21 protein-coding genes are annotated in these 19,781 nt (G+C 74.4%); 12 read left to right on the forward strand and 9 right to left on the reverse strand.

Annotated elements, in window-relative coordinates:
- Nucleotides 1-109: 109 nt before the first annotated feature.
- Nucleotides 110-1,522, reverse strand: coding sequence for a hypothetical protein (locus tag AB0D28_RS02055; protein ID WP_357381245.1), 1,413 nt, complete (start codon nt 1,520-1,522; stop codon nt 110-112).
- Nucleotides 1,523-1,646: 124 nt separating this feature from the next.
- Here AB0D28_RS02055 and AB0D28_RS02060 point away from each other — a divergent pair, with 124 nt between their 5' ends.
- The gene (locus AB0D28_RS02060) at nt 1,647-2,024 is read left to right on the forward strand and encodes an NADH-quinone oxidoreductase subunit A (protein WP_030501070.1); all 378 of its coding nucleotides are present in this window, start codon (nt 1,647-1,649) and stop codon (nt 2,022-2,024) included.
- A 28-nt stretch (nt 2,025-2,052) separates the two neighbouring features.
- Here the strand turns inward: AB0D28_RS02060 and folP are convergent, their stop codons facing one another.
- Nucleotides 2,053-2,922, reverse strand: a complete 870-nt coding sequence (gene folP / locus AB0D28_RS02065) for a dihydropteroate synthase (protein ID WP_357381247.1) — start codon at nt 2,920-2,922, stop codon at nt 2,053-2,055.
- A gap of 161 nt (nt 2,923-3,083) precedes the next feature.
- On the opposite strand from folP, the gene AB0D28_RS02070 reads away from it, so the two are divergent.
- Genes AB0D28_RS02070 through AB0D28_RS02085 form a run of 4 tightly spaced genes read left to right on the forward strand, consistent with a single transcriptional unit; the run spans nt 3,084 to nt 5,491 of the window.
- Entirely contained in the window at nt 3,084-3,713 is a 630-nt protein-coding gene (locus AB0D28_RS02070; RefSeq protein ID WP_357381249.1) for a DivIVA domain-containing protein, read from the forward strand.
- Nucleotides 3,710-4,210, forward strand: coding sequence for an SRPBCC family protein (locus tag AB0D28_RS02075; RefSeq protein ID WP_355095947.1), 501 nt, complete (start codon nt 3,710-3,712; stop codon nt 4,208-4,210). Before AB0D28_RS02070 ends, AB0D28_RS02075 begins: the two co-directional genes overlap by 4 nt.
- 36 nt (nt 4,211-4,246) lie before the next feature.
- The gene (locus AB0D28_RS02080) at nt 4,247-4,831 is read left to right on the forward strand and encodes a DNA-3-methyladenine glycosylase I (protein ID WP_357381251.1); all 585 of its coding nucleotides are present in this window, start codon (nt 4,247-4,249) and stop codon (nt 4,829-4,831) included.
- Nucleotides 4,832-4,867: 36 nt separating this feature from the next.
- Nucleotides 4,868-5,491 carry a hypothetical protein gene (locus tag AB0D28_RS02085; RefSeq protein WP_357381253.1) on the forward strand — a complete coding sequence of 208 codons (624 nt, stop codon included), beginning with the start codon at nt 4,868-4,870 and terminating at the stop codon, nt 5,489-5,491.
- Nucleotides 5,492-5,513: 22 nt separating this feature from the next.
- On the opposite strand, the gene AB0D28_RS02090 is transcribed toward AB0D28_RS02085, so the two are convergent.
- Entirely contained in the window at nt 5,514-6,305 is a 792-nt protein-coding gene (locus tag AB0D28_RS02090) for an enoyl-CoA hydratase-related protein (protein ID WP_357381255.1), read from the reverse strand.
- A gap of 3 nt (nt 6,306-6,308) precedes the next feature.
- The gene (locus AB0D28_RS02095; RefSeq protein WP_357381257.1) at nt 6,309-7,127 is read right to left on the reverse strand and encodes a PaaX family transcriptional regulator C-terminal domain-containing protein; all 819 of its coding nucleotides are present in this window, start codon (nt 7,125-7,127) and stop codon (nt 6,309-6,311) included.
- Between the two features lie 190 nt (nt 7,128-7,317).
- Here AB0D28_RS02095 and AB0D28_RS02100 point away from each other — a divergent pair, with 190 nt between their 5' ends.
- Nucleotides 7,318-7,485: a DUF3117 domain-containing protein gene (locus AB0D28_RS02100; protein WP_013283866.1), complete on the forward strand. Its 168-nt coding sequence runs from the start codon at nt 7,318-7,320 to the stop codon at nt 7,483-7,485.
- 145 nt (nt 7,486-7,630) lie between these two features.
- Nucleotides 7,631-9,109, forward strand: coding sequence for a leucyl aminopeptidase family protein (locus AB0D28_RS02105; RefSeq protein WP_357381260.1), 1,479 nt, complete (start codon nt 7,631-7,633; stop codon nt 9,107-9,109).
- A gap of 31 nt (nt 9,110-9,140) precedes the next feature.
- On the opposite strand, the gene AB0D28_RS02110 is transcribed toward AB0D28_RS02105, so the two are convergent.
- Nucleotides 9,141-9,713, reverse strand: coding sequence for an O-methyltransferase (locus AB0D28_RS02110; RefSeq protein WP_357381262.1), 573 nt, complete (start codon nt 9,711-9,713; stop codon nt 9,141-9,143).
- Between the two features lie 290 nt (nt 9,714-10,003).
- Between AB0D28_RS02110 and AB0D28_RS02115 the strand changes: the two genes are divergently transcribed.
- Both AB0D28_RS02115 and AB0D28_RS02120 read left to right on the forward strand, forming a co-directional pair.
- Entirely contained in the window at nt 10,004-11,308 is a 1,305-nt protein-coding gene (locus AB0D28_RS02115) for a trypsin-like peptidase domain-containing protein (protein WP_357381264.1), read from the forward strand.
- A 72-nt stretch (nt 11,309-11,380) separates the two neighbouring features.
- On the forward strand, nt 11,381-11,803 hold the full coding sequence (locus tag AB0D28_RS02120) for a preprotein translocase subunit TatB (protein WP_357381266.1): 423 nt from the start codon (nt 11,381-11,383) through the stop codon (nt 11,801-11,803).
- Nucleotides 11,804-11,942: 139 nt separating this feature from the next.
- On the opposite strand, the gene AB0D28_RS02125 is transcribed toward AB0D28_RS02120, so the two are convergent.
- The 3 genes from AB0D28_RS02125 to AB0D28_RS02135 form a co-directional block, all read right to left on the reverse strand.
- The gene (locus AB0D28_RS02125; RefSeq protein WP_357381268.1) at nt 11,943-13,091 is read right to left on the reverse strand and encodes a P-loop NTPase; all 1,149 of its coding nucleotides are present in this window, start codon (nt 13,089-13,091) and stop codon (nt 11,943-11,945) included.
- 72 nt (nt 13,092-13,163) lie between these two features.
- Nucleotides 13,164-13,760, reverse strand: a complete 597-nt coding sequence (locus AB0D28_RS02130; RefSeq protein WP_357381270.1) for a DUF1003 domain-containing protein — start codon at nt 13,758-13,760, stop codon at nt 13,164-13,166.
- The gene (locus tag AB0D28_RS02135; protein WP_357381272.1) at nt 13,753-15,039 is read right to left on the reverse strand and encodes a CBS domain-containing protein; all 1,287 of its coding nucleotides are present in this window, start codon (nt 15,037-15,039) and stop codon (nt 13,753-13,755) included. Before AB0D28_RS02135 ends, AB0D28_RS02130 begins: the two co-directional genes overlap by 8 nt.
- Nucleotides 15,040-15,072: 33 nt before the next feature.
- Here AB0D28_RS02135 and AB0D28_RS02140 point away from each other — a divergent pair, with 33 nt between their 5' ends.
- Both AB0D28_RS02140 and AB0D28_RS02145 read left to right on the forward strand, forming a co-directional pair.
- Nucleotides 15,073-15,942 (forward strand): PhzF family phenazine biosynthesis protein, encoded by an 870-nt coding sequence (locus AB0D28_RS02140; RefSeq protein WP_357381274.1) that lies wholly within the window; start codon nt 15,073-15,075, stop codon nt 15,940-15,942.
- Nucleotides 15,943-16,131: 189 nt separating this feature from the next.
- The gene (locus AB0D28_RS02145) at nt 16,132-16,665 is read left to right on the forward strand and encodes a hypothetical protein (protein WP_357381276.1); all 534 of its coding nucleotides are present in this window, start codon (nt 16,132-16,134) and stop codon (nt 16,663-16,665) included.
- Nucleotides 16,666-16,690: 25 nt separating this feature from the next.
- On the opposite strand, the gene AB0D28_RS02150 is transcribed toward AB0D28_RS02145, so the two are convergent.
- Entirely contained in the window at nt 16,691-17,386 is a 696-nt protein-coding gene (locus tag AB0D28_RS02150; RefSeq protein ID WP_357381278.1) for an HAD family hydrolase, read from the reverse strand.
- Between the two features lie 258 nt (nt 17,387-17,644).
- Between AB0D28_RS02150 and AB0D28_RS02155 the strand changes: the two genes are divergently transcribed.
- Entirely contained in the window at nt 17,645-19,780 is a 2,136-nt protein-coding gene (locus AB0D28_RS02155; protein ID WP_357381280.1) for an APC family permease, read from the forward strand.
- Nucleotide 19,781 lies beyond the last annotated feature (1 nt).

Here is a 19,781-nt window from a genome sequence, read left to right on the forward strand (position 1 = left end):
GGCCACCTTGGTCGAGGTCCGACGTATGGGACTGGATCGGGCTGCTGTATGCCCTGCTTTGCAGCGTTTAGTACCTGGGCCCGTAACCCAGATCACCACATATCCATGATCACCTGTCGGCGACCGGCCGCTCCGGCGCGGTGATGTCGCTGCGGCGGCGCAGCGAGCGGGTCGCCAGAGCCAGCGCGAGCACGACGAGGAGACCGGACACGGCGATCAACGCGATGGCGGCCCCCCGGACCGAGGTGCCGTCACCGTCGCGTTCGCCGGCGGCGACGAGCACGCCCTGCGAACCGGTCGGGGCCGGCGCGGCGACCGGCGGCGTGGCGTCCGCCGCGGCGGCGCTGATCCGGAAGCTCATCTGCACCTGCCGGTCCCGCCCGCTGCGCGGGTCCAGCCGGCCGATCACCGCGCCGGACAGCGGTGCCAGCCGCTGGGCCTCCGCCGAGGCGGCGAGCGTCAGCCGTACGCCGCCGGTCCGCCCCGCCGCCAGCACGCCCAGATCGCAGCGGGTCCGGTCGGCCGAGACCGGGGCACAGCCGGGCTCGCTGCCGGCGACTGTCACCCCGGCGGGCAGGAGAACGTCGATCCGGCCGGCCGCGTCGACCCGGCCGGTGTTACCGAGCCGGACGGTGAGCGTCGCGGGAGCGCCGCTGATGTCGAACAGCACCTCGTCGGCGCGGAGCGAGATGCCGGGTACCGGCGGCCCGGGCGGGAACAGCACGGCGAAGCCCTCGTCGTCGTACGCCGCGCCGCTGACCCCGGGTGCGACGGCGGTGACCTGGACCGACCCGGCCAGCGGCATGGTCCGCCAGGCGTCGCCGTCGGCCCGGACCCGGATGGTGGCGCTGAACCGGGCGCCCGGCTCCGCGTCCCACCCGGCGCAGCGGTGGTTGCCGCCACCGGCCGGCTCGCAACCGGGGGTGCCCGCGTCGGACAGCCCGGGCGGCAGCGTGTAGCCCAGGCTGATCCGCTCCGCCCGCCCACCGGTGTTCGTCACCGTCACCCGTAGCGCGGCCACCGTGGCGTCGGCGTTCCAGTAGGCCGGCGGCAGCACCACGTCGCCGGTGTTCACGCGTACCCCCAGAGGGCCGCCGGCCGGCTGCGCCGGCGGGGGCGGTGGTGGCTTGACCGGCGGCACGACGGGCGGCGGCGCGGGCGCCGTGGTGGCCGGCGCGGCGGTGGTCGGCGCCGGATCGGCGGGCGCGCTGGCCGGCGGCGCGGCCGGCGAGGTGGGGGCCGGCGCCGGGGGCGTGGTCGGTGGCGGCGGCGCCTCGGTCGGCGGCGGGGCCGTCGCCGTGGGCGCCGGGTCGCCGCTGGGCGCCGGACCGGACGGCTCGCCGCCGGGGTCGCCGCCCGGCTCCACCGGCTCGATCGCCCGGAGCACGGCCGCCGGGCCCGGGTGCGCGACCGCCCCGGCGGGCACCACCGCCACCATCGCCGCGACGAGCACGGGCGCCAGCACCGCGAGGGTACGGCGGAACGCGGCCCGCCGATCGGGCGCAACGCTGGGGCGGGGCATCTGTCCTCCGGACGATCAACGGGATCCCATTATTCGGTGATACTTGCCATCAGGCACTAGTCCTGCCAGGAAACAAATTCGTAACGTGTCCGGGACATCTGGACGAGACCGGTACGCTCCGGTCGTGACCGGATACCTCGGCTCGTACGCCACGCTCGGTCTGCTGCTGCTCGCCGCCGTGCTCTTCTTCGTGACGGCGTTCTCGGCGAACCGGGTGTTACGTCCGAGCCGGCCGGCCGAGCCGTGGGGCAAGCGGGCCACGTACGAGTGCGGCATCGACCCGGTCGGCGGCGACTGGGCGCAGATGCAGATCAGGTACTACGTCTACGCGTATCTCTACGTGCTCTTCGCGGTCGAGGCGGTCTTCCTGTTCCCCTGGGCGCTGGTCTTCGACCGGCCCGGATTCGGCGCCACCACGGTCGTGGAGATGGGCGTCTTCGTGGCGATCGTCGCGCTCGGCATCCTCTACGCGTGGCGGCGCGGCGTCCTGCGCTGGACCTGACCAGCGGCCCGGCACCGGGCCCGGCCCGCTAGGCCAGCCCGCGCCGGGTCGCCGCCGGCGGCCGGTCGCCCCGGATCGACGCCACCATGTCCAGCACCCGGCGGGTCTCGCGGACCTGGTGGGCACGGAACACCCGGGCGCCGAGCCAGGCCGAGACCGCCGTGGCGGCGAGCGTCCCCTCCAGCCGCTCGGGCACCGGCAGGTCGAGCGTCTCGCCGATGAAGTCCTTGTTCGACAGCGCCACCAGCAGCGGCCAGCCCGTGTCGGTCAGCTCCGACAGCCGCCGGGTGATCTCCAGCGAGTGCCGGGTGTTCTTGCCGAAGTCGTGCGCCGGGTCGATCAGGATGCCGTCCCGGCGCACACCCAGCCCGACCGCGCGTTCGGCCAGGCCGGTCACCGTGCCGAGCACGTCGGCCACCACGTCGTCGAAGGCGGCCCGGTGCGGCCGGGTACGCGGGGCGAGCCCGCCCGCGTGCGAGCAGACCAGGCCGGCGCCGGTCGCCGCGGCGACCCGGGCCAGCGCCGGGTCCGCCCCCGACCAGGTGTCGTTCAGCAGGTCCGCGCCGGCCGCTACCGCCTCCACCGCCACCTCGGCACGCCAGGTGTCGATGGAGACGACCACGTCCGGGAAGGCGGACCGGACCGCGGCGATGGTGTCCACCGTCCGCCGGATCTCCTCGGCCACGTCCACCTCGTCGCCCGGCCCGGCCTTCACCCCGCCGATGTCGATGATCTCGGCGCCCTCGTCCACCGCGCGTTCCACCGCGCGCAGCGCGCTGTCCTGGGCGAAGGTGGCGCCCCGGTCGAAGAACGAGTCGGGCGTGCGGTTGACGATAGCCATCACCACCAGCTCACCGGGGCCGAACGTCCGTCCGCCCAGCCGCAACGCCCCGGTCATGCCCGCCTCCTCGCCGCCGGACCGCACCGGCCGGTCCGACGCTATCCGGTCCCGCCCGCGCCGCCCGCGCCGCCCGTGCCGGTACCGCGCGGCGGACGCATTCGCGGAACGGACGCCTCAGAGGGCTCGCCCGATCCCGCCCCGCATGCCACGATCTGTGCATGGGTGAGGTTCTGCTCCTCTTGGTCGTCGCGCTGACAGTCGCGGCTGTGGTGTTCGGGGTGACGGTGCTGGTCTCCGGCAAGGATCCGGGCCTCACACCGGCCGAGCCGGACGGCCGGGCCGTGCCACTGCCCGGCAGCCGTCCGCTCGACGAGTCGGACGTGTCAGGCGTCCGCTTCGACACGGCGCTGCGCGGTTACCGGATGAGTCAGGTCGACGCGGCACTGCGCCGGGCGGCGTACGACATCGGCTACAAGACCGAGCTGATCGGCGTCCTGGAGGCGGAGAACGCGGCCCTGCGGGACGGGCGTACCGAGGACGCCGACGCGCTGCGCCGGGCGCGCGAGGAGGCCGCCGCGACCCGCCCCGAGACCGAGCCGGCGTCCGGCCCGTCCGCCCCCGAGCCGGTGGTGATCGACCTGTCCGGGCCGGAGCCGTCGAGCCGGATCGACGGCGACGGGCAGCCGGACCGGCCCGACGCCGGCGGGCAGCCGGGACGCGCGCCGGCCGAGGCGGGTGTGGCGGAGGCCCCGGCCGCCGCGGCCACCGAGGACACCGTCTCCCCGGCGGACGGGAGCGCCGACGGTGACCGGGAGCGCGGTTCGGTGGTCCGATCGGAGTCGGCGTGACCGGCGCCGGCCGGCCGGCTGACGACTTCACCGAGGCGTCCCGGCGCGGTGCCGCCGAGGTCACCGCCACGGTGATCGTCGAGGCGCCGGCGGAGCGGGTGTTCGCCGCGCTCACCGCGTGGGAGCGGCAGTCGGACTGGATCCCGCTGACCCGGGTCCGGGTGGTCGAGGGCGACGGCGGCGAGGGCAGCCTGGTCGAGGCGGTCACCGCGCTCGGTCCGGCCGTGCTCCGCGACGAGATGCGGGTGGTCCGGGTCGACGCGCCGTACGAGGTCGGTGTGGTGCACTGCGGCAGGCTGCTGCGCGGCCCCGGCGTGCTGCGCTGCACCCCGATGGACCGCGACCGCACACAGGTGATCTGGCACGAGTGGTTCCACCTGCCGGGCGGGCGGGCCGGCCGGGTCGCCTGGCCGGTGCTCTGGCCCGGCTCGAAGTTCAGCCTCACCCAGGCGCTGAAGAAGTTCGCCCGGCTGGTCGAGCAGGGCCGCCTGCCCTGAGCCGGGTTGTCGGTGGGCTGACCTACCGTGGACGCCGTGACTGACCTGGTGACCGGCGCGGACGGGCTGCCGCGCTGCGCATGGGGGGCGAGCACCCCCGACTACGCCGTCTACCACGACGAGGAGTGGGGCCGGCCGCTGCGCGGCGACGACGCGCTCTACGAGCGGCTGACGCTGGAGGCGTTCCAGTCCGGCCTGTCCTGGCTGACCATCCTGCGCAAACGGCAGGCGTTCCGGGACGCCTTCGCCGGCTTCCGGATCGACGCGGTGGCCCGCTTCGGTGAGGCCGACGTGACCCGGCTGCTGGCCGACGCCGGGATCGTCCGCAACCGAGCCAAGATCGAGGCGGCGATCGCCAACGCCCGGGCGGCGTCGGAGCTGCCCGAGGGCCTCTCCGCGCTGCTCTGGTCGTTCGCGCCCCCGCCCCGGGCGGCGCGACCCCGGTCCTTCGCCGAGGTGCCGGCCACCAGCCCGGAGTCCGTGGCGATGGCCAAGGCGCTCAAGAAGCAGGGCTTCCGGTTCGTCGGCCCCACCACCGCCTACGCGCTGATGCAGGCCACCGGCATGGTCGACGACCACCTGGCCGACTGCCACGTGAGCGGTGACCGGGCCGGGGTGTGACGGAGCGCGCCACCTCCGGCGTGATGGGATTGGGGCATGACCGACACCGAGCCGCGTACGAGCGGGACGACAGACGGTGCGACCACCACCGGCGCCTGGGCGGTGCTGCTGCCCGCCGAGCGCTTCGAGGCCGAACGGCTGGTGCACCACGACCTGCTGGAGCTGACCGGGCTGGCCGAGGCGGCCCGCCCCCGGCCCGGCGACCAGGTGGCGGTGCTCGTCGACGAGCCGCTGCGTCTGGTCGCGCTCGGCAAGGTCGCGCCCGCGGTGTCCGGGCCCCGGGAGGACCCGGACGATCCGCAGTCCGACCCGGTGGACGCGCCGCTCGTGGTCACGTACACCCGGCGGGTGCTCGACGAGCCGGTGCCGGTCGACGGCCCGGCGCCGGACGGCCCGGTCGTGGCGCTCGACCCGGCCCGCTGGCGGTCGCTGGCCGACCGGCTCGGCCCGCCGCCGGCCCGCAGCACCTGGCTGGTCAGCCTGGACCTGCCGATCGAGGCCGCGACGCGCGCCGAGGCGGTGCGGATCTTCTGGTCCTACGTGCAGGAGCTGGGCCCTCGGGAGCTGCCGGCGTTCGTCTCGCCGTACGGCGACGAGCTGGCCATGCAGGCGTTCGTGCTGGGCGTCGAGGCCAACCAGGATCCGGAAGAGGACGACTGACAGCCGGGGCCGACCGGCGCGGTCAGCGGCCCTGGAAGACCGGCTTCTGCTTCTCGACGAACGCCATCGTGGCGGCCCGGTGGTCGGCGGTGGCGCCGCAGATCGCCTGTGCCTGCGCCTCGGCCGCCAGCGCGTCGGCGAGCGTGCCCGCGTCGGCGATGGAGAGCTGGCGCTTGATCGCCCCGTATGCGACGGTCGGGCCGGCGGCGAGCCGTGCGGCCAGTTCCTGCGCGGCCGGGAGCACCTGCTCGTCGTCGTCCACCAGCCTGGTCAGCAGGCCCAGCCGGCACGCGTCGTCGGCGCCGACCGGCTCGGCGAGCATCAGCAGCTCGACGGCCTTGGCGTGGCCGACCAGCCGGGGCAGCGTCCAGGAGGCGCCGGTGTCGGCGGCGAGCCCCACCCCGGCGAACGCCATCAGGAACCGGGTCTTCGGACCGCCGATGCGGAAGTCGGCGAGGAACGCCAGCGAGGCGCCCGCCCCGGCGGCCATCCCGCGCACCGCGGCGACCACCGGCTTGGGCAGGTTGGCCAGCCGGGCGGCGATCGGGTTGTAGTGCGCCCGCACCGTGCCCAGCGGGTCCGCGTCCGCTGTCTCGAGCGTCCGCACGTGCTCGCGCAGGTCCTGCCCGGCGCTGAACGAGCCGCCCGCGCCGGCGAGCACCACCGCCCGGCAGGACCGGTCGGTCTCCAGCTCGGCCAGGGTGTCCCGGAGCGCCTCCTTGAGCGCCACGTCGAGCGAGTTCATCGCCGTCGGGCGGTTCAGCGTCAGGGTGACGACGGCGTCGGTGCGGTCGACGAGCAGCGGCTCGGTCACGTTCTAACGACCCTTCTGTCGGGCGAGGCGGTTGCTGGCGTCGAGGCACTGCTCGACGTACCGGTCGGCGGCCGGCCGGAGCCGGGCCGCGTGCCGGTCGAAGAACGCGGCCGCGCTGGTGCCCGGCCAGCGCTCGGGCAGCAGTGCCGGGGGCAGTTGCGGATCCCGGAACAGGAACGTACGCCACGCGTGCACGAGCCGGAACCGGGCCGCGTACGCGTCCTCGTCGTTGCTGCGCACCGTGATGCCGGAGAGCAGCGGCTTCTGCTCGGCGACGAAGCGTTCGTACGCCCGGCCGATCTCGGCCAGGTCCCAGGCGCGGCGGACCACGCCCATCGCACCTGGTGTGCCCGCCGCGTGCGCGGCGGTGAACCGCTCGAAGCGCACACCCGCCTCGTCGAGCAGCAGGTCGACGTCCTCCGCCGGGCGGGTGGCCACCCAGGTGCAGTCGTCGAGCGTGCCGTAGCCGAGGAAGGAGAGGTTCGCGGCGAGCCGCTGCCGGTCCCGTCGGGAGGAGGGCGCGGTGAGCACCAGGAGATCGAACCGTCCGTCCCAACTGTGCCGCCCGGTCCGGTAGATCCGGGACGCCGCCTCGTCGAGTCGACGAGCCGCCTTCGGGGTGATCGAATATCCCGGTCCGGACGCGAGCCGGAGCGGTTCCAGCCAGCCCTGGCGGACCATCCGGGAGACCGCGGTGCGTACCGCCGGTGGGGCGATCCCCAGCGGGGCGAGCAGCTTGACCAGGGCGGCGACCGGTGCGCGGCCACCCCGGGCCCGGAGGTGGTCGCCGTACAGGTCGAAGAGTGCCGACCGTGCCTGCATGACCGCACATTGTGACAGGCCTATCCAAGATAAGCTAGATGCTGTTACATCAATGCTGCCTCGGTTTGGGTCCGGCGGTGTTCATCAGGGAAAATCGTTTGTCGAGCCTTCCGTGATGGCTGCGGACGGCGATGGCGAAGTGGCTGTGGGGCAACTCACCGACCCTGGTGTAGGTCTGAGGGGAGACAACATGGCGGCGATGAAGCCGCGGACGGGCGACGGTCCGCTGGAAGTCACCAAGGAGGGCCGGGGCATCGTCATGCGAGTCCCGCTGGAGGGTGGTGGCCGGCTCGTCGTCGAGATGACTCCCGACGAGGCCACCGCGCTCGGTGACGCGCTGAAGGCGGCTGCGGGCTGATTCGAGGAGTGTCCCGCGCGGCATCCGCCGCGCGGGCGGTTCGTCCTACCCTGAGCCACCGGGCTGCCCGGTGGCTCAGGGTCTTTCCTCGACGGGTGCGTGGTGAAACGTGCCTGTTCACCCCTTCTCGGAGGTACGGTCCAGCGTGCTGGTCATTCGTCTGGTGAGCGGGCCCGCGGGGCCCGACGCTCTCGTCCTGCCCGTCCGCTCCGGAGGGCCGGACTCGCCGGACCCCCCGGACTCCCCGGCCCGACTGGTGCCGACCGCCGTGCCGGTCGGCGACGACGTGCGGGCCGAGGCCGCCGCCGTACTGCCCGTCACCCGGCTCACCGGCGCGGCCGGCGAGGTGCGCGAGCACCTGCGTCCCGGCGGCTCGCCGGCGCGGCTGTGGCTCCTCGGTGTCGGCGACGGCGACGAGCGCGACTGGCGTACCGCCGGGGCAGCGCTGGCCCGCGCGGCGAAGGATGAGACGCAGATCACCATCGCGCTTCCCGGTGAGGCGACGGCGGCGCTACGCGGACTGGCCGAAGGGCTGCTGCTCGGCTCGTACCGCTTCCGCCTGACCGAGGCCGGCGGGCGGTCCGCCCTGGCCGGGGTTTCGGTCCTGGTCAACGACCCGGACGCGCTCGCCGGCACGCTCGCCGCCGCCCGGGCCACCGCCGAGACGACCCGGCTCGCGCGGGACCTCACGAACATGCCCTCGTCCACCAAGAACCCGGAGTGGTTCGCCGCGCAGGTGGCCGAGGCCGCGTCCGGGCACCCCGGCCTGCACCTGCGGGTGCGCGGCCCGGAGGAACTGGCGGCCGAGGGCTTCGGCGGTCTGCTGGCCGTCGGCGGCGGATCCGCGAGCGGCCCGCGCCTGGTGGAGCTGGACTGGCGGCCCGAGGGCGCGCGTACCCACGTGGTGCTCGTCGGCAAGGGCATCACGTTCGACACCGGCGGCATCTCGATCAAGCCGGTGCCGGCCATGAAGCTGATGCGCAAGGACATGGCCGGCGCAGCGGCGGTGATCGCCGCGACGCTCGGCGCCGCCGAGCTGCGCCTGCCGGTACGGATCACCACGCTCGCCCCGCTCGCCGAGAACATGGTCAGCGGCTCGGCGTTCCGCCCCGGCGACGTGATCCGGCACTACGGCGGGCTGACCAGCGAGAGCACCAACTCCGACGCCGAGGGCCGGCTGGTGCTCGCCGACGCGCTGGCGTACGCCGCCCGCGAGCTGAAGCCCGACCTGCTGATCGACCTGGCGACGCTGACCGGCGCGAACGCCGTCGCCCTGGGCAAGCGGCACGCCGCGCTCTACAGCGACAACGACGCGCTCGCCGCCGGCCTGCTCGACGCGATCACCGCGGCCGGCGAGCGGGCCTGGCGGATGCCGCTCGCCGACGACTACCTGGAATACCTGGCCAGCGACGTCGCCGACCTGCACAGCTCGCCGGCGCAGGGCGCCGGTTCGGTGGTGGCCGCGCTGTTCCTGCGGGAGTTCACCGGCGACCTGCGGGACCGGTGGGCGCACCTGGACATGTCCGCGCCGTCCTGGTCCGACGACACGCACGGCGAGCTGGTCAAGGGCGCCACCGGCTGGGGCGTGCGCGGGTTGCTCCGCTGGCTGGCGACGCTGGGCTGAGTCGGGCGTGCCGGGGCACGTGGGGGCCGAGTCAGGCCTTCACCGCGGCGAGCAGGCCGTGGCCGACCGGCAGCAGCGCGGGCACCCACTGCTCCGACTCGCGGATCGCCTTGATCGTCTCCCGCACGGTGACCGTCTCGACGTCGCGCGCGGCCGGGTCGCTGATCCGGCCGGCCGCCAGCGCGCCGTTGAGCGCGAGCACCCCGCCGGGGCGCAGCAGCCGCAGCGCCGCGTCCACGTACGCGGCGAAGCCGGTCGCCACCGCGTCCACGAAGACCAGGTCGTAGGCGCCGTCCGCGAGCCGGGGCAGCACGTCGAGGGCCCGGCCGGTGATGATCCGGGTACGTCCCGACGGAAAGCCCGCCTCCTGGAACAGCCGCCGGGCGATGCGCTGGTATTCGACCTCGACGTCGATCGTGGTGAGCACCCCGTCGGGGCGCATGCCGCGCAGCAGCCACACGCCGCTCACGCCGGTGCCGGTGCCGATCTCCACCACCGCCCGGGCGTTGCCGGCGGCGGCGAGCAGCCGCAGCGCGGCGCCCGACCCGGGCGTGACCGCTTCCACCCCCACCTCGTGGGCGAGGGCGCGGGCCGTGCGCAGCACGAGATCCTCGGGGACGAAAGACTCGGCGAAGTGAAGCGCCTGGGCCGTCGAACTGCCGTGACCGGCGACCGTGGCGATGGGACACCTCCGAGGGGCGGACTGGTGCGAGGGGCGGTATGCACTGTGAGCGTAGAGGCGGGCCGGTACCGGCGCAGCCGCGAGTCCGTCGCCGGGTGCTCACCGACGGCAACCCCTGACCCCATTCGCGCCATCCGTGTAATCCTGGATGGGTCCCGCGCGTCACTGTCGTCCGGCTCCGCCGGCCGCCGGCGCGGGGCCAGCGGGACGGAGTGGGAGGCACCGACGTGACCGACGGCTGGGACTGGCGGCGGCCCGGCGGATCGCCGGCACCGGGTGGGCCGGCGTCCGGACGACCGCCGCAGGACGCCCCGGGTCAGGTGCCGTCGCCGTGGTGGTCCGACGCGCTGGCCGACCCCTGGCGGGACCCGTACGCGCCCGCCGCCGTGGTGGTTCCGGCGACACCGGCGCCCGGTGCGGGGGAGCCGGAGCCAGTCACCGACCCCGATCTGCCGGCCCGGCCGGGGCTGCGGCAGGTGGTGCTGATCTCGCTGGTCACCGCGCTGCTGGCCGGTTCCCTGGGCAGCGCCCTGACGTACGCGTTCCTGCGCGGCGGCGACGTGCCGACGATCGGCGCGCAGTCCGGCCAGGCCCCGGCGCTGGCGCAGCGCAAGCCCGAGTCGCTGGCCGGGGTGGCCGAGCGGGTCCTGCCCAGCGTGGTCACCATCCGCGTGGTCAGCCTCGGCGGCACCAGCGAGGGCTCCGGCTTCGTGGTGACCAGCGAGGGCCACATCGTCACGAACGACCACGTGGTCGCCGACGGCCCGGGCAAGGCCACTGTCGTGTTCAACGACGGCAGCACCGCCGCCGCCACCGTGGTCGGGCAGGACCCGGAGTCGGACCTCGCCGTGATCAAAGTCTCCCGCGGCGGGCTGACCCCGGTGCAGTTCGGCGACTCCGACGCGCTCGCCGTCGGTGACCCGGTGCTCGCCATCGGGTCACCGCTGTCGCTCGCGAACACCGTCACCGCCGGCATCGTGAGCGCGCTGGACCGGACCATGCAGGCCGGCGAGCCGGGCGGGCCGACCCGCTACTACGCGGCGATCCAGACCGACGCCGCGGTCAACCACGGCAACTCCGGCGGCCCGCTGGTGGACGGCGCCGGGCGGGTGGTCGGGGTGAACTCGACGATCAAGTCGCTGGTGGCCGACGGGCAGGAGGCCGGCAACATCGGCCTCGCCTTCGCCATCCCGATCAACCAGGCGAAGCGGATCACCGAGGACATCATCGGCACCGGCAAGGCCCGGCGTACGGTGATCGGCGCCCAGGTCGGCGGCACCGGCGCCACCGGCGGCGGGGTACGCCTCAACGCGGTCGAGCCGGCCGGCCCGGCGGCGGCTGCCGGACTCCGTACCGGGGACGTGGTGCTGCGGCTGGACGGCCATCCGATGACCGATCCGACCGACCTGGTGGCCCTGGTGCGCAAGTACGCGCCCGGTTCGGTGGTGACAGTCGAGTACCGGCGCGGGTCGTCGCGCCAGAACGCGTCGGTGACGCTCGCCGCTGACGCGAAGTAAGCACCCGTCACCCCCTCCCGGATGGTCACCTGACGTGCGTAGTCTTGCCCTCACACGGACGAGGAGGCCGCGGTGTTCGAGAACCTGAACTGGTGGGAGATCGGCGTCCTGCTGCTCCTGGCGCTGTTGATCTTCGGGGACCGGCTGCCCAACGTGATCAGCGACGGCCTCCGGATGGTCCGCAACCTGCGCAACATGGCGCGCAACGCCACCGGCGACCTGAGTCGCGAGCTGGGCACCGACATCCAGCTGGAGGATCTGCACCCCAAGGCGTTCATCCGCAAGCACCTGCTCAGCGAGGAAGACGAGCAGGCGATCCGCAAGCCGCTCCAGAGCATGTACGACGACCTGCGCTCGGACGTCACAGGCGTGCACGACGAGTTGAAGGACGTGGCGAAGGCCGCCGACCTGCGCACCCCGAGCGTGGCGACCAGCACCCCCGCACCCACCCCGACGCCCCCGGCCCCCCGCCCGTCCTACGACGACGCCACCTGACCGCTCGCCCTCTCGCGCGCCGTCGATCATGAAGGTGGCGGCGCGTCGGCGACCGCCAACCTCATGATCGTCCGCTGAAACGGGCGCCGCCCCCTCCCGCATGGCGGGAAGGGGCGGCGGAGAGCGGGAGCGGTGCGGGTCAGCGGCCGGCCGGCTTGAGGCCCAGGGGCTTGCCGAGCAGGGACTCACGGCGCACGGCCAGGCGGTCGGCGACCTCGAACAGCGCCTTCGCGGCCGGGGCGTCCGGCTGGGCCAGCACGATCGGCTGACCGGCGTCGCCGCCCTCGCGTACCCGGGTGTCCAGCGGGATCTGCCCCAGCACCGGCACCTGCGCGCCGATCGTACGGGTCAGCGACTCGGCCACCGCCGCGCCGCCGCCGGCCCCGAAGACCTCCATCCGGGAGCCGTCCGGCATCTCCAGCCAGGACATGTTCTCGATCACGCCGACCACCCGCTGGTGGGTCTGCAACGCGATCGCGCCGGCCCGCTCGGCCACCTCGGCGGCGGCCGCCTGCGGCGTGGTGACGACCAGGATCTCCGCGTTCGGCAGCAACTGGGCCACCGAGATCGCGATGTCGCCGGTGCCCGGCGGCAGGTCGAGCAGGAGGACGTCCAGGTCACCCCAGTAGACGTCGGCGAGGAACTGCTGGAGCGCCCGGTGCAGCATCGGCCCGCGCCAGACCACAGCGGCGTTGCCGGGGGTGAACATGCCGATCGAGATGACCTTCACGCCGTGCGACTGCGGCGGCATGATCATGTCCTCGACGCGGGTCGGCGCACCGTCGGCGCCGAGCATCCGGGGCACCGAGTGACCGTAGATGTCCGCGTCCACCACGCCCACCGACAGGCCCCGGGCGGCCAGCGCGGCGGCCAGGTTGACGGTGACGCTGGACTTGCCGACGCCGCCCTTGCCGCTGGCGACCGCGTAGACCCGGGTCCGCGAGCCCGGCTGGGCGAACGGGATCACCGGCTCGGCGGTGGCGCCGCCACCGCGCAGCTTCGACTGCAGCTCCTGGCGCTGCTCCGGGCTCATCACCCCGAAGGTGATCTCGACACCGCTCACGCCGGGTACCGCGCCCACGGCGGCGGTGATGTCGCTGCGCAGCTTGTCCTTCAGCGGGCAGCCGGCCACGGTGAGCAGCAGCTCCACCCGGACCACGCCGTCCTCGTCGCGCTCGGCGGACTTGACCATGCCGAGTTCGGTGATCGGCCGGCGGATCTCCGGGTCGTTGACGGTGGCCAGGGCGGCCTGGATCGCGTCGGAGACGGTGCTGACGGGTGCTGACATGCCCGCAATGCTACGTCGCGGGTCATCCGCCACCGCCGCTGGCGGGGGCGGTGTGAGCGATTCGATGACCGGTCAGCGGTCGCGCGCGTAGTCGCTGTCCAGCTCGTCCCGGGGCTCGTCCAGCGGCTCGCCGCCGCCCGCCCGCCGGCCCTCACGCTCCTGCTGCCGCCGCTCCAGCTTGCGCCGCCGCTCGGCCGCCTCGTCCAGCTCCTCACCCAGCCGGGTCAGCTCCGAGCGCAGGAAGTCCCGGGTCGCCACGTCACCCATCGCTATCCGCAGCGCGGCGATCTCCCGGGCCAGGTATTCCGTGTCGGCCTTCTGCAGCGTGGCCCGCCGCCGGTCCTCGTCCATCGCGATCCGGTCCCGGTCCGCCTGCCGGTTCTGCGCGAGCAGGATCAACGGCGCGGCGTACGACGCCTGGAGGGAGAGGATCAAGGTCAAGAACGTGAAGGTGTACGGGTCGAAGCGCAGATTCGCCGGCGCCAGCGTGTTCCACAGGAACCAGGCCACCAGGATCAGCGTCATGTAGACGAGGAAGTTCGCCGTACCCATGCCCCGGGCGATGCCCTCGGCCCAGCGGCCGAACGTCTCCGCGTCGACCCGCGGCAGGTGCAGGCTCCGCGGGGCGCGCGGCTGGTCGAGCCGGTCGCCGCGTCGCTGGTCACTCATCGTCGCCGTCCAGGGTGCCGTCGTCGGTGGCGGACGAGGTGGATGCCGCGTCCCGTTCCCGCCAGTCCCGCGGCAGGGAGTGGTCCAGCACGTCGTCCACTGTCACCGCGCCGACGAGCCGGTTGTTCCGGTCCACCACCGGCATGCCGACCATGTCGTACGTGGCCATCCGGCGGGTGATCTCGGGCAGCGGGGTCGACGTGCGCAGCGGGTCGATGTCGTTCACCACGATGCCGCCGAGCAGGTCGGCCGGCGGTTCGCGGAGCAACCGCTGGAAGTGCACCATACCCAGGTAGCGGCCGGTCGGTGTGGTGAGCGGGGCACGGGCCACGAAGACCTGGGCCGCCACGGCGGGGGACAGTTGCACCTCCCGGATCCGGGCCAGCGCCTCGGCCACCGTGGCGTCCGGCGGCAGGATCACCGGCTCCGAGGTCATCACGCTGCCGGCCGTTCCGGAGGCGTAGCGCAGCAGCTGGCGTACCGGGTCGGCCTCGTCCGGCTCCATCAGGTCCAGCAGCACGTCCTGCTCCGGCGGGGGCAGCTCGTTCAGCAGGTCGGCCGCGTCGTCCGGTTCCATCTCCTCCAGGACGTCGGCGGCGCGCTGGCGGTCCAGCGCGGCCAGGATCTCCACCTGGTCGCGCTCGGGCAGCTCGCTCAGCACGTCGGCCAGGCGTTCGTCGTCGAGCGCGGCGGCCACCTCGTTGCGCCGGGCGTCGGGCAGGTCCTGGAGGGCGTTCGCCAGGTCGGCCGGGCGCATGTCCTCCAGGACGGCGAGCAGGTTCGCCGTACCCCGGTTGTCGCCGACCGTGCCCAGGCCGCGGACCCGGTCCCAGTCGACCTGGTGGAGGTGGCCGCGGCGGGTGAGCCGGCCGGTGTGCTCGCGGACGGCGACCCGGCCCAGCGCCCACTCGCCGCCGCGGCTGCACTCCATCGCCACGTCCACCACCGAGCCGGCCTGCCCGCTGTCGAGCTGGACCCGCCGGTCGAGCAGCTCCTGGAGCACCAGCAGCTCGTTCGGGCGCTTCTCGAACCGGCGCAGGTTGAGAGTGCCGCTGCCGAGCACCACCGCGTCCGGGTCGATGGAGGTGATCCGGTTGATGGACAGGAAGATGCGTCGCCGCATCGGCATCTCGGCGACCAGACCGACCACCTCCGGCGGTCGCTGCGTCGCGCGCATCCGGGCCACCGCGTCCCGGACACGGCCGACCTGGTCGCCGTTCGGGTCGAAGACGGCGACTCCGGCGAGTCGAGCGAGGTAGACCCGGTTCGGCGTGCTCACGGGCACCAGCCTAAGGGCCTACTCTCTAACAGCATGTCGACCTTGGGCTACGAGATCGTGGACGTCTTCACCGACCGCCCGTTCGCCGGCAACCCGCTGGCCGTGGTGTTCGGCGCGGAAGGGCTGGCCACCGAGCAGATGCAGGCGCTCGCGCTGGAGTTCAACCTGTCCGAGACGGTCTTCGTGCTGCCCCCGACGCAGGTGGGCGCCACCTACCGGGCCCGGATCTTCACCCCGGCCGACGAGCTGCCGTTCGCCGGGCACCCGAGCGTCGGCGCCGCGGTGACCGCGAGCCGGCGCGGCGTGTTCGGCACCGGCCGGGTCACCCAGGAGTGCGGCGTCGGCGTCCTGCCGCTCGAGGTGACGGCCACCGGCGCGACGCTCACCGGCGGCACGCCCACGCTCGGCCCGGAACTCGACCCGGAGCCGCTGCTGGAGATGGTCGGCCTCGCCGGACCGGACCACGTCGGCCCGCCACCCCGGGTCGCCGGGTGCGGTCTCGAATTCCCCTACCTTCCGGTACGCCCGGACGCGGTGGCCCGGGCACTGTTGAACACGACGGCGGCGCAGCGGTACGGAGTGGAGCACGTCAGCCTTTTCTCCTGGGACGCCGATTCGCAAACCGCGCACGCCCGGGTCTTCGTGCCGGGGCTGGGGGTACCCGAGGATCCGGCGACCGGCTCGGCCGCCCTGGGACTGGGCGTGTGGCTGGTCGCCAGCGGCCTGCTTCCCGGCGACGGCCGCGCGGAGTACACCGTCCGGCAGGGCATCGAGATCAACCGCCCGTCCACGCTCCACTGCACGGTGACCGCCTCCGGCGGGCTGGCGATGGGCGCGACGGTCTCCGGCCAGGTGATGCCGGTGGCCCGAGGCGAGATCACCGTCCCCCCCTTCATCGGCTGAGCCCACCCACCCCCCACCCCATCCCTCCTCCCTCCTCCGCCCCCCGCCCCCCGCTCCGGTGATCAAGGAGTTTGTGCCGGCGAACGGGCCGGGGAAGGACACAAACTCCTTGATCACCGCGGGCGGGGGTGGGGGCGGCGGGGGCGGGCGGGGTGGCGGGGTGGCGGGGTGGGGCGAGTTGGGGTGGGGATGGGGGAGGATGGCGGGGTGAGCGACGAGGTGGACGAGCGGGTGACGCCGCCGCTCGTGGACGAGGCGGTGAAGAAGGCCGCGGTCTGCTGGGTGAGCACCGGCGGCGGCCCGGCGTACGCGCTGTGGTGCCTGCCGGTGGAGGGCACGCTGCTCGTGGTCACCGGCCCCGGCGAGCAGGCCGCACCGGGGCTGGCCGGCAGCGACACCGCCGACGTGACGCTGCGCGGCGATCACGGCGGGCGGATCGTCACCTGGCCGGCGCGGGTGACCCGGCTGCGACCGGGCACCGAGGAGTGGGAAACCATCGCGCCGCTGGTCGCGGCGAAGCGGCTCAACGCCTCCGGCTCCGCCACGGAGCTGGTCGAGCGGTGGGCGGCGCAGGGCTGCGCGCTCAACCGGCTCGCGCCCGCCGGCACCGCAGTGACCGGCGCCGACCTGCCGGACGGCTCGCTCAGTGAGCAGCCCCGGCCGGCGCCTGTGGTGCGGGCCGCCCGCAAGCCGTTCCGCCTGCACCGCGTCCGCCGCCGCTGACCGTGTGAAGCCGTTGACGAGCCGGTCAGGCGACAGGGACCGGGTCGAGCAGGCCGAGCACCTCCGTCAGCGAGGTCATCGACGGCCCGTGGAAGCCGTGGTCGGCGTTGAGCACCACGTGGTCGGCGAGGTCCGGCGCGGCCAACCGGACCGCGCTCAGCCCGGCCCGCTCCGCCCCGGTGAGTTCCTGACTGTCGCCGTCGCCGACGTAGAGGCAGTCGGCCGGCTCCTGGCCGAGCCGGTAACACGCGGCCAGGTAGAGCGCCGGATCGGGCTTGCAGCGTCCGACCCGTATCGAGAAGACCTGGGCGTCGAGCAGTGGCGCGACGGCGAGCTGCGGCAGGAACGCCGGCAGCTCGTGCGTGCAGTCGCTCACCAGCCCGGTGCGTACGCCCCGGTGGCGCAACGCGGCCAGCACCGGCACCGCTTCGGCGCGTAGCCGGGCGCCGGCCCGCACGGCCCGGTGGCGGGTGGCGACGGCGGCGCGTACCGCCGCGTCGGACGGGTGGACGCCGAGCCGGCCGCACACCCACCGCATCGTCGACTCGGCGTCGCCGAAGGATCCGCTGGCCCGTTCGTAGTAGCTGCTGTCCAGCACCTCCACCAGGGACTCGGTGGAGCAGCCGAGCGCCTCGGCGGTGGCGCGGTGGGCGGCTCCGCGCCGCGCGCCGTGGGTCAGGGTGCCGAAGAAGTCGAACAGCACCGCCTGGAACCTGGGCATGAGGGACGCCTCCGGACGTCTGTCAGGGATCGCCGGGACGTGCATGATCGTAACGGTTCGTTGACGGTGCGTGTCTGTCGGGTGTCCGGGTGAGGATTACCGACCGTTCCGCACCCGCCACTCGACGCGTCGGCTGGTCGGCGATCCTCGCCTGGGGCGGCTCTGGCCGGCCCGACGCCGCCGGGCGGCTGAGCCGGTCGGGGCGAAGTCGCGCCGTTCCGGCCACCGGGCGGTCCGGTTTGCACGAAAGTGCTCAGGGTGGGGGCGGACCGGGACGACGCGGCGGAGGCGGGCACCGTCGTCACGCCCTCGGCCGAGTTCCCGCCGCTCGGCGACGAGGACCGGGCGGCGCTCGGCCGGATCGGCGAACGCTGGCGCGGCCCTCGCGACGCCGACGACCTGCCGGTGGACCCGGCGCTCGGGCGGCACGACCGTCACCCGGCGCCGACCCGGTTCGGCCGGCTGGCGCCGATCGACATGTTCACCGTGGCGCAGCCGGGCGAGCTGGTCGCCACCGGGGCGGCCGACCTGCCCGGTGGCCGGGCCGGGCGGGCCGCCACCCGGGTCCGCCGGGCCCTGTTCGGTCCGCCGTTGTCCAGCGCTTCGGTGCTGTACGAGCGGATGCGCAAACTGGTCGCGCTGCCGGTGCTCTCCTCGGACCTGCTCAGTTCCGTGGCGTACGGGCCGGAGGCGATGCTCGCGGTGCTGGTGCTGGCCGGGAGCGCCGCGCTCGGCCTGGCGTTGCCGCTCGCCGCCGTGCTCGTGGTGCTGATGGTCGCGGTCGGCCTGTCCTACCGGCAGACCATCCCGGCCTACCCGCACGGCGCCGGCTCCTACATCGTCGCGGGGGACAACCTCGGGCGTACGCCGGGACTGGCCGCCGCCGCCGGGCTGATGCTCGACTACGTGCTGACCGTGTCGGTGTCGGTGGCGGCCGGGGTGCACGCGGTCACGTCGGCGCTACCCGGGCTCGGCCGGTGGACCGTGCCGCTCGGGGTGCTGGTGATCGCCGTGCTGCTCGCCGGCAACCTGCGCGGCGTACGGACCGCCGGGAACATCTTCGTGCTGCCCACGTACGCGTTCGTGGTGGTGCTGGTCGCGGTGCTGGCGGTCGGGTACGCGAAGGCCGCCTCGCGGGGTTTCGCGCCGCTGCCGCCGCCCTCGGTGCCCGCCGCCGAGGGCCTTGGCGTGCTGCTGGTGCTGCGCGCGTTCTCCTCCGGCGCGGTGTCGATGACCGGCATCGAGGCGGTCTCGAACGCGATTCCCGCGTTCCGGCCGACCGAGTGGCGCAACGCCCGCACCACGCTCGGCTGGATGGTCGCCATGCTGGTCACGCTGTTCGCCGGCCTGGTCGGGCTGATCCACCTCGACGGCCTGGCGCCCCGGGCGGACGAGACGCTGCTGTCCCAGCTCGGCCGGGTGACGTTCCCGAGCGGGCCCGGGTACGCCATCCTCCAGGCCACCACCGCGCTGATCCTGCTGCTCGCCGCGAACACCGCGTTCAACGACTTCCCCCGGCTGCTGTTCTTCATGGCCCGGGACGGCCACGCGCCGCGCCGGTTCCTGCACATGGGCGACCGGCTGGCCTTCAGCAACGGGCTGGTGGCGCTGGCGCTGACGGCCGCGCTGGTGTTCGTCGCGTTCGGCGGGCACACCGAGCGGCTGATCCCGCTCTACGCGGTCGGTGTGTTCCTCGCCTTCACGCTGTCCCAGACCGGGATGGTGGTGCACTGGCGGCGCCACCGGGGGCCGGGATGGCGTCGCCGGCTCGCCCTGAACGCGGCGGGTGCGGCGCTGTCCGGGCTGGTGCTGCTCACCGCGGCGGTCGCCAAGTTCACCGAGGGCGCCTGGGTGGTGGTGCTCGCCGTGCCGCTGCTGGTGCTGCTGTTCCGCCGGATCCACAGGCACTACGACCGGCTGCACCGCGCGCTGGCGCTGCACCCGCCGCCGTCGGCGCCGCCCGCCGAGGGCGACGAGCTGCCCCAGCAGGTACGCCATCTGGTGGTCGTGCCGGTGGCCCGGCTGAACCGGGCGTCGCTGCGCGCACTGGCGTACGCCACGTCGCTCGGGCGGCCGACGCTCGCCGTGCACCTCGCGCCGGAGGAGGCCGAGGCGGACCGGTTCCGGGACCAGTGGCGGGCCTGGGGCGACCACCTGCGGCTGGAGACGATCGTGTCGCCGTACCGGTCGGTGATCGGGCCGCTCGCGCACTACCTGGAGGCGCTGCACGCCGCGCACCCGGAGCTGACGCTCACCGTGATCGTGCCGGAGGTGGTGCTGCGCCGACGGCGGTACCGGTTGTTGCACAGCCGCGCCGAGCAGCGGCTGCGGGCGGCGTTGCGGGCGCTGCCCGGCGTGGTGGTCACCAGCGTCCCGGTGCACGTGTCGCGGTGAC

This window comes from Micromonospora sp. NPDC048169 (assembly GCF_040652815.1).
Lineage (GTDB): Bacteria > Actinomycetota > Actinomycetes > Mycobacteriales > Micromonosporaceae > Micromonospora.

Bases quoted from the DNA above. Each gene is read 5' to 3' on its own strand.
- AB0D28_RS02055 (WP_357381245.1), bottom strand. From the start codon at position 1,522: ATGCCCCGCCCCAGCGTTGCGCCCGATCGGCGGGCCGCGTTCCGCCGT.
- folP (WP_357381247.1), bottom strand. From the start codon at position 2,922: ATGACCGGGGCGTTGCGGCTGGGCGGACGGACGTTCGGCCCCGGTGAG.
- AB0D28_RS02070 (WP_357381249.1), top strand. From the start codon at position 3,084: ATGGGTGAGGTTCTGCTCCTCTTGGTCGTCGCGCTGACAGTCGCGGCT.
- AB0D28_RS02085 (WP_357381253.1), top strand. From the start codon at position 4,868: ATGACCGACACCGAGCCGCGTACGAGCGGGACGACAGACGGTGCGACC.
- AB0D28_RS02095 (WP_357381257.1), bottom strand. From the start codon at position 7,127: ATGCAGGCACGGTCGGCACTCTTCGACCTGTACGGCGACCACCTCCGG.
- AB0D28_RS02100 (WP_013283866.1), top strand. From the start codon at position 7,318: ATGGCGGCGATGAAGCCGCGGACGGGCGACGGTCCGCTGGAAGTCACC.
- AB0D28_RS02125 (WP_357381268.1), bottom strand. From the start codon at position 13,091: ATGTCAGCACCCGTCAGCACCGTCTCCGACGCGATCCAGGCCGCCCTG.
- AB0D28_RS02130 (WP_357381270.1), bottom strand. From the start codon at position 13,760: ATGAGTGACCAGCGACGCGGCGACCGGCTCGACCAGCCGCGCGCCCCG.
- AB0D28_RS02140 (WP_357381274.1), top strand. From the start codon at position 15,073: ATGTCGACCTTGGGCTACGAGATCGTGGACGTCTTCACCGACCGCCCG.
- AB0D28_RS02145 (WP_357381276.1), top strand. From the start codon at position 16,132: ATGGGGGAGGATGGCGGGGTGAGCGACGAGGTGGACGAGCGGGTGACG.
- AB0D28_RS02150 (WP_357381278.1), bottom strand. From the start codon at position 17,386: ATGCCCAGGTTCCAGGCGGTGCTGTTCGACTTCTTCGGCACCCTGACC.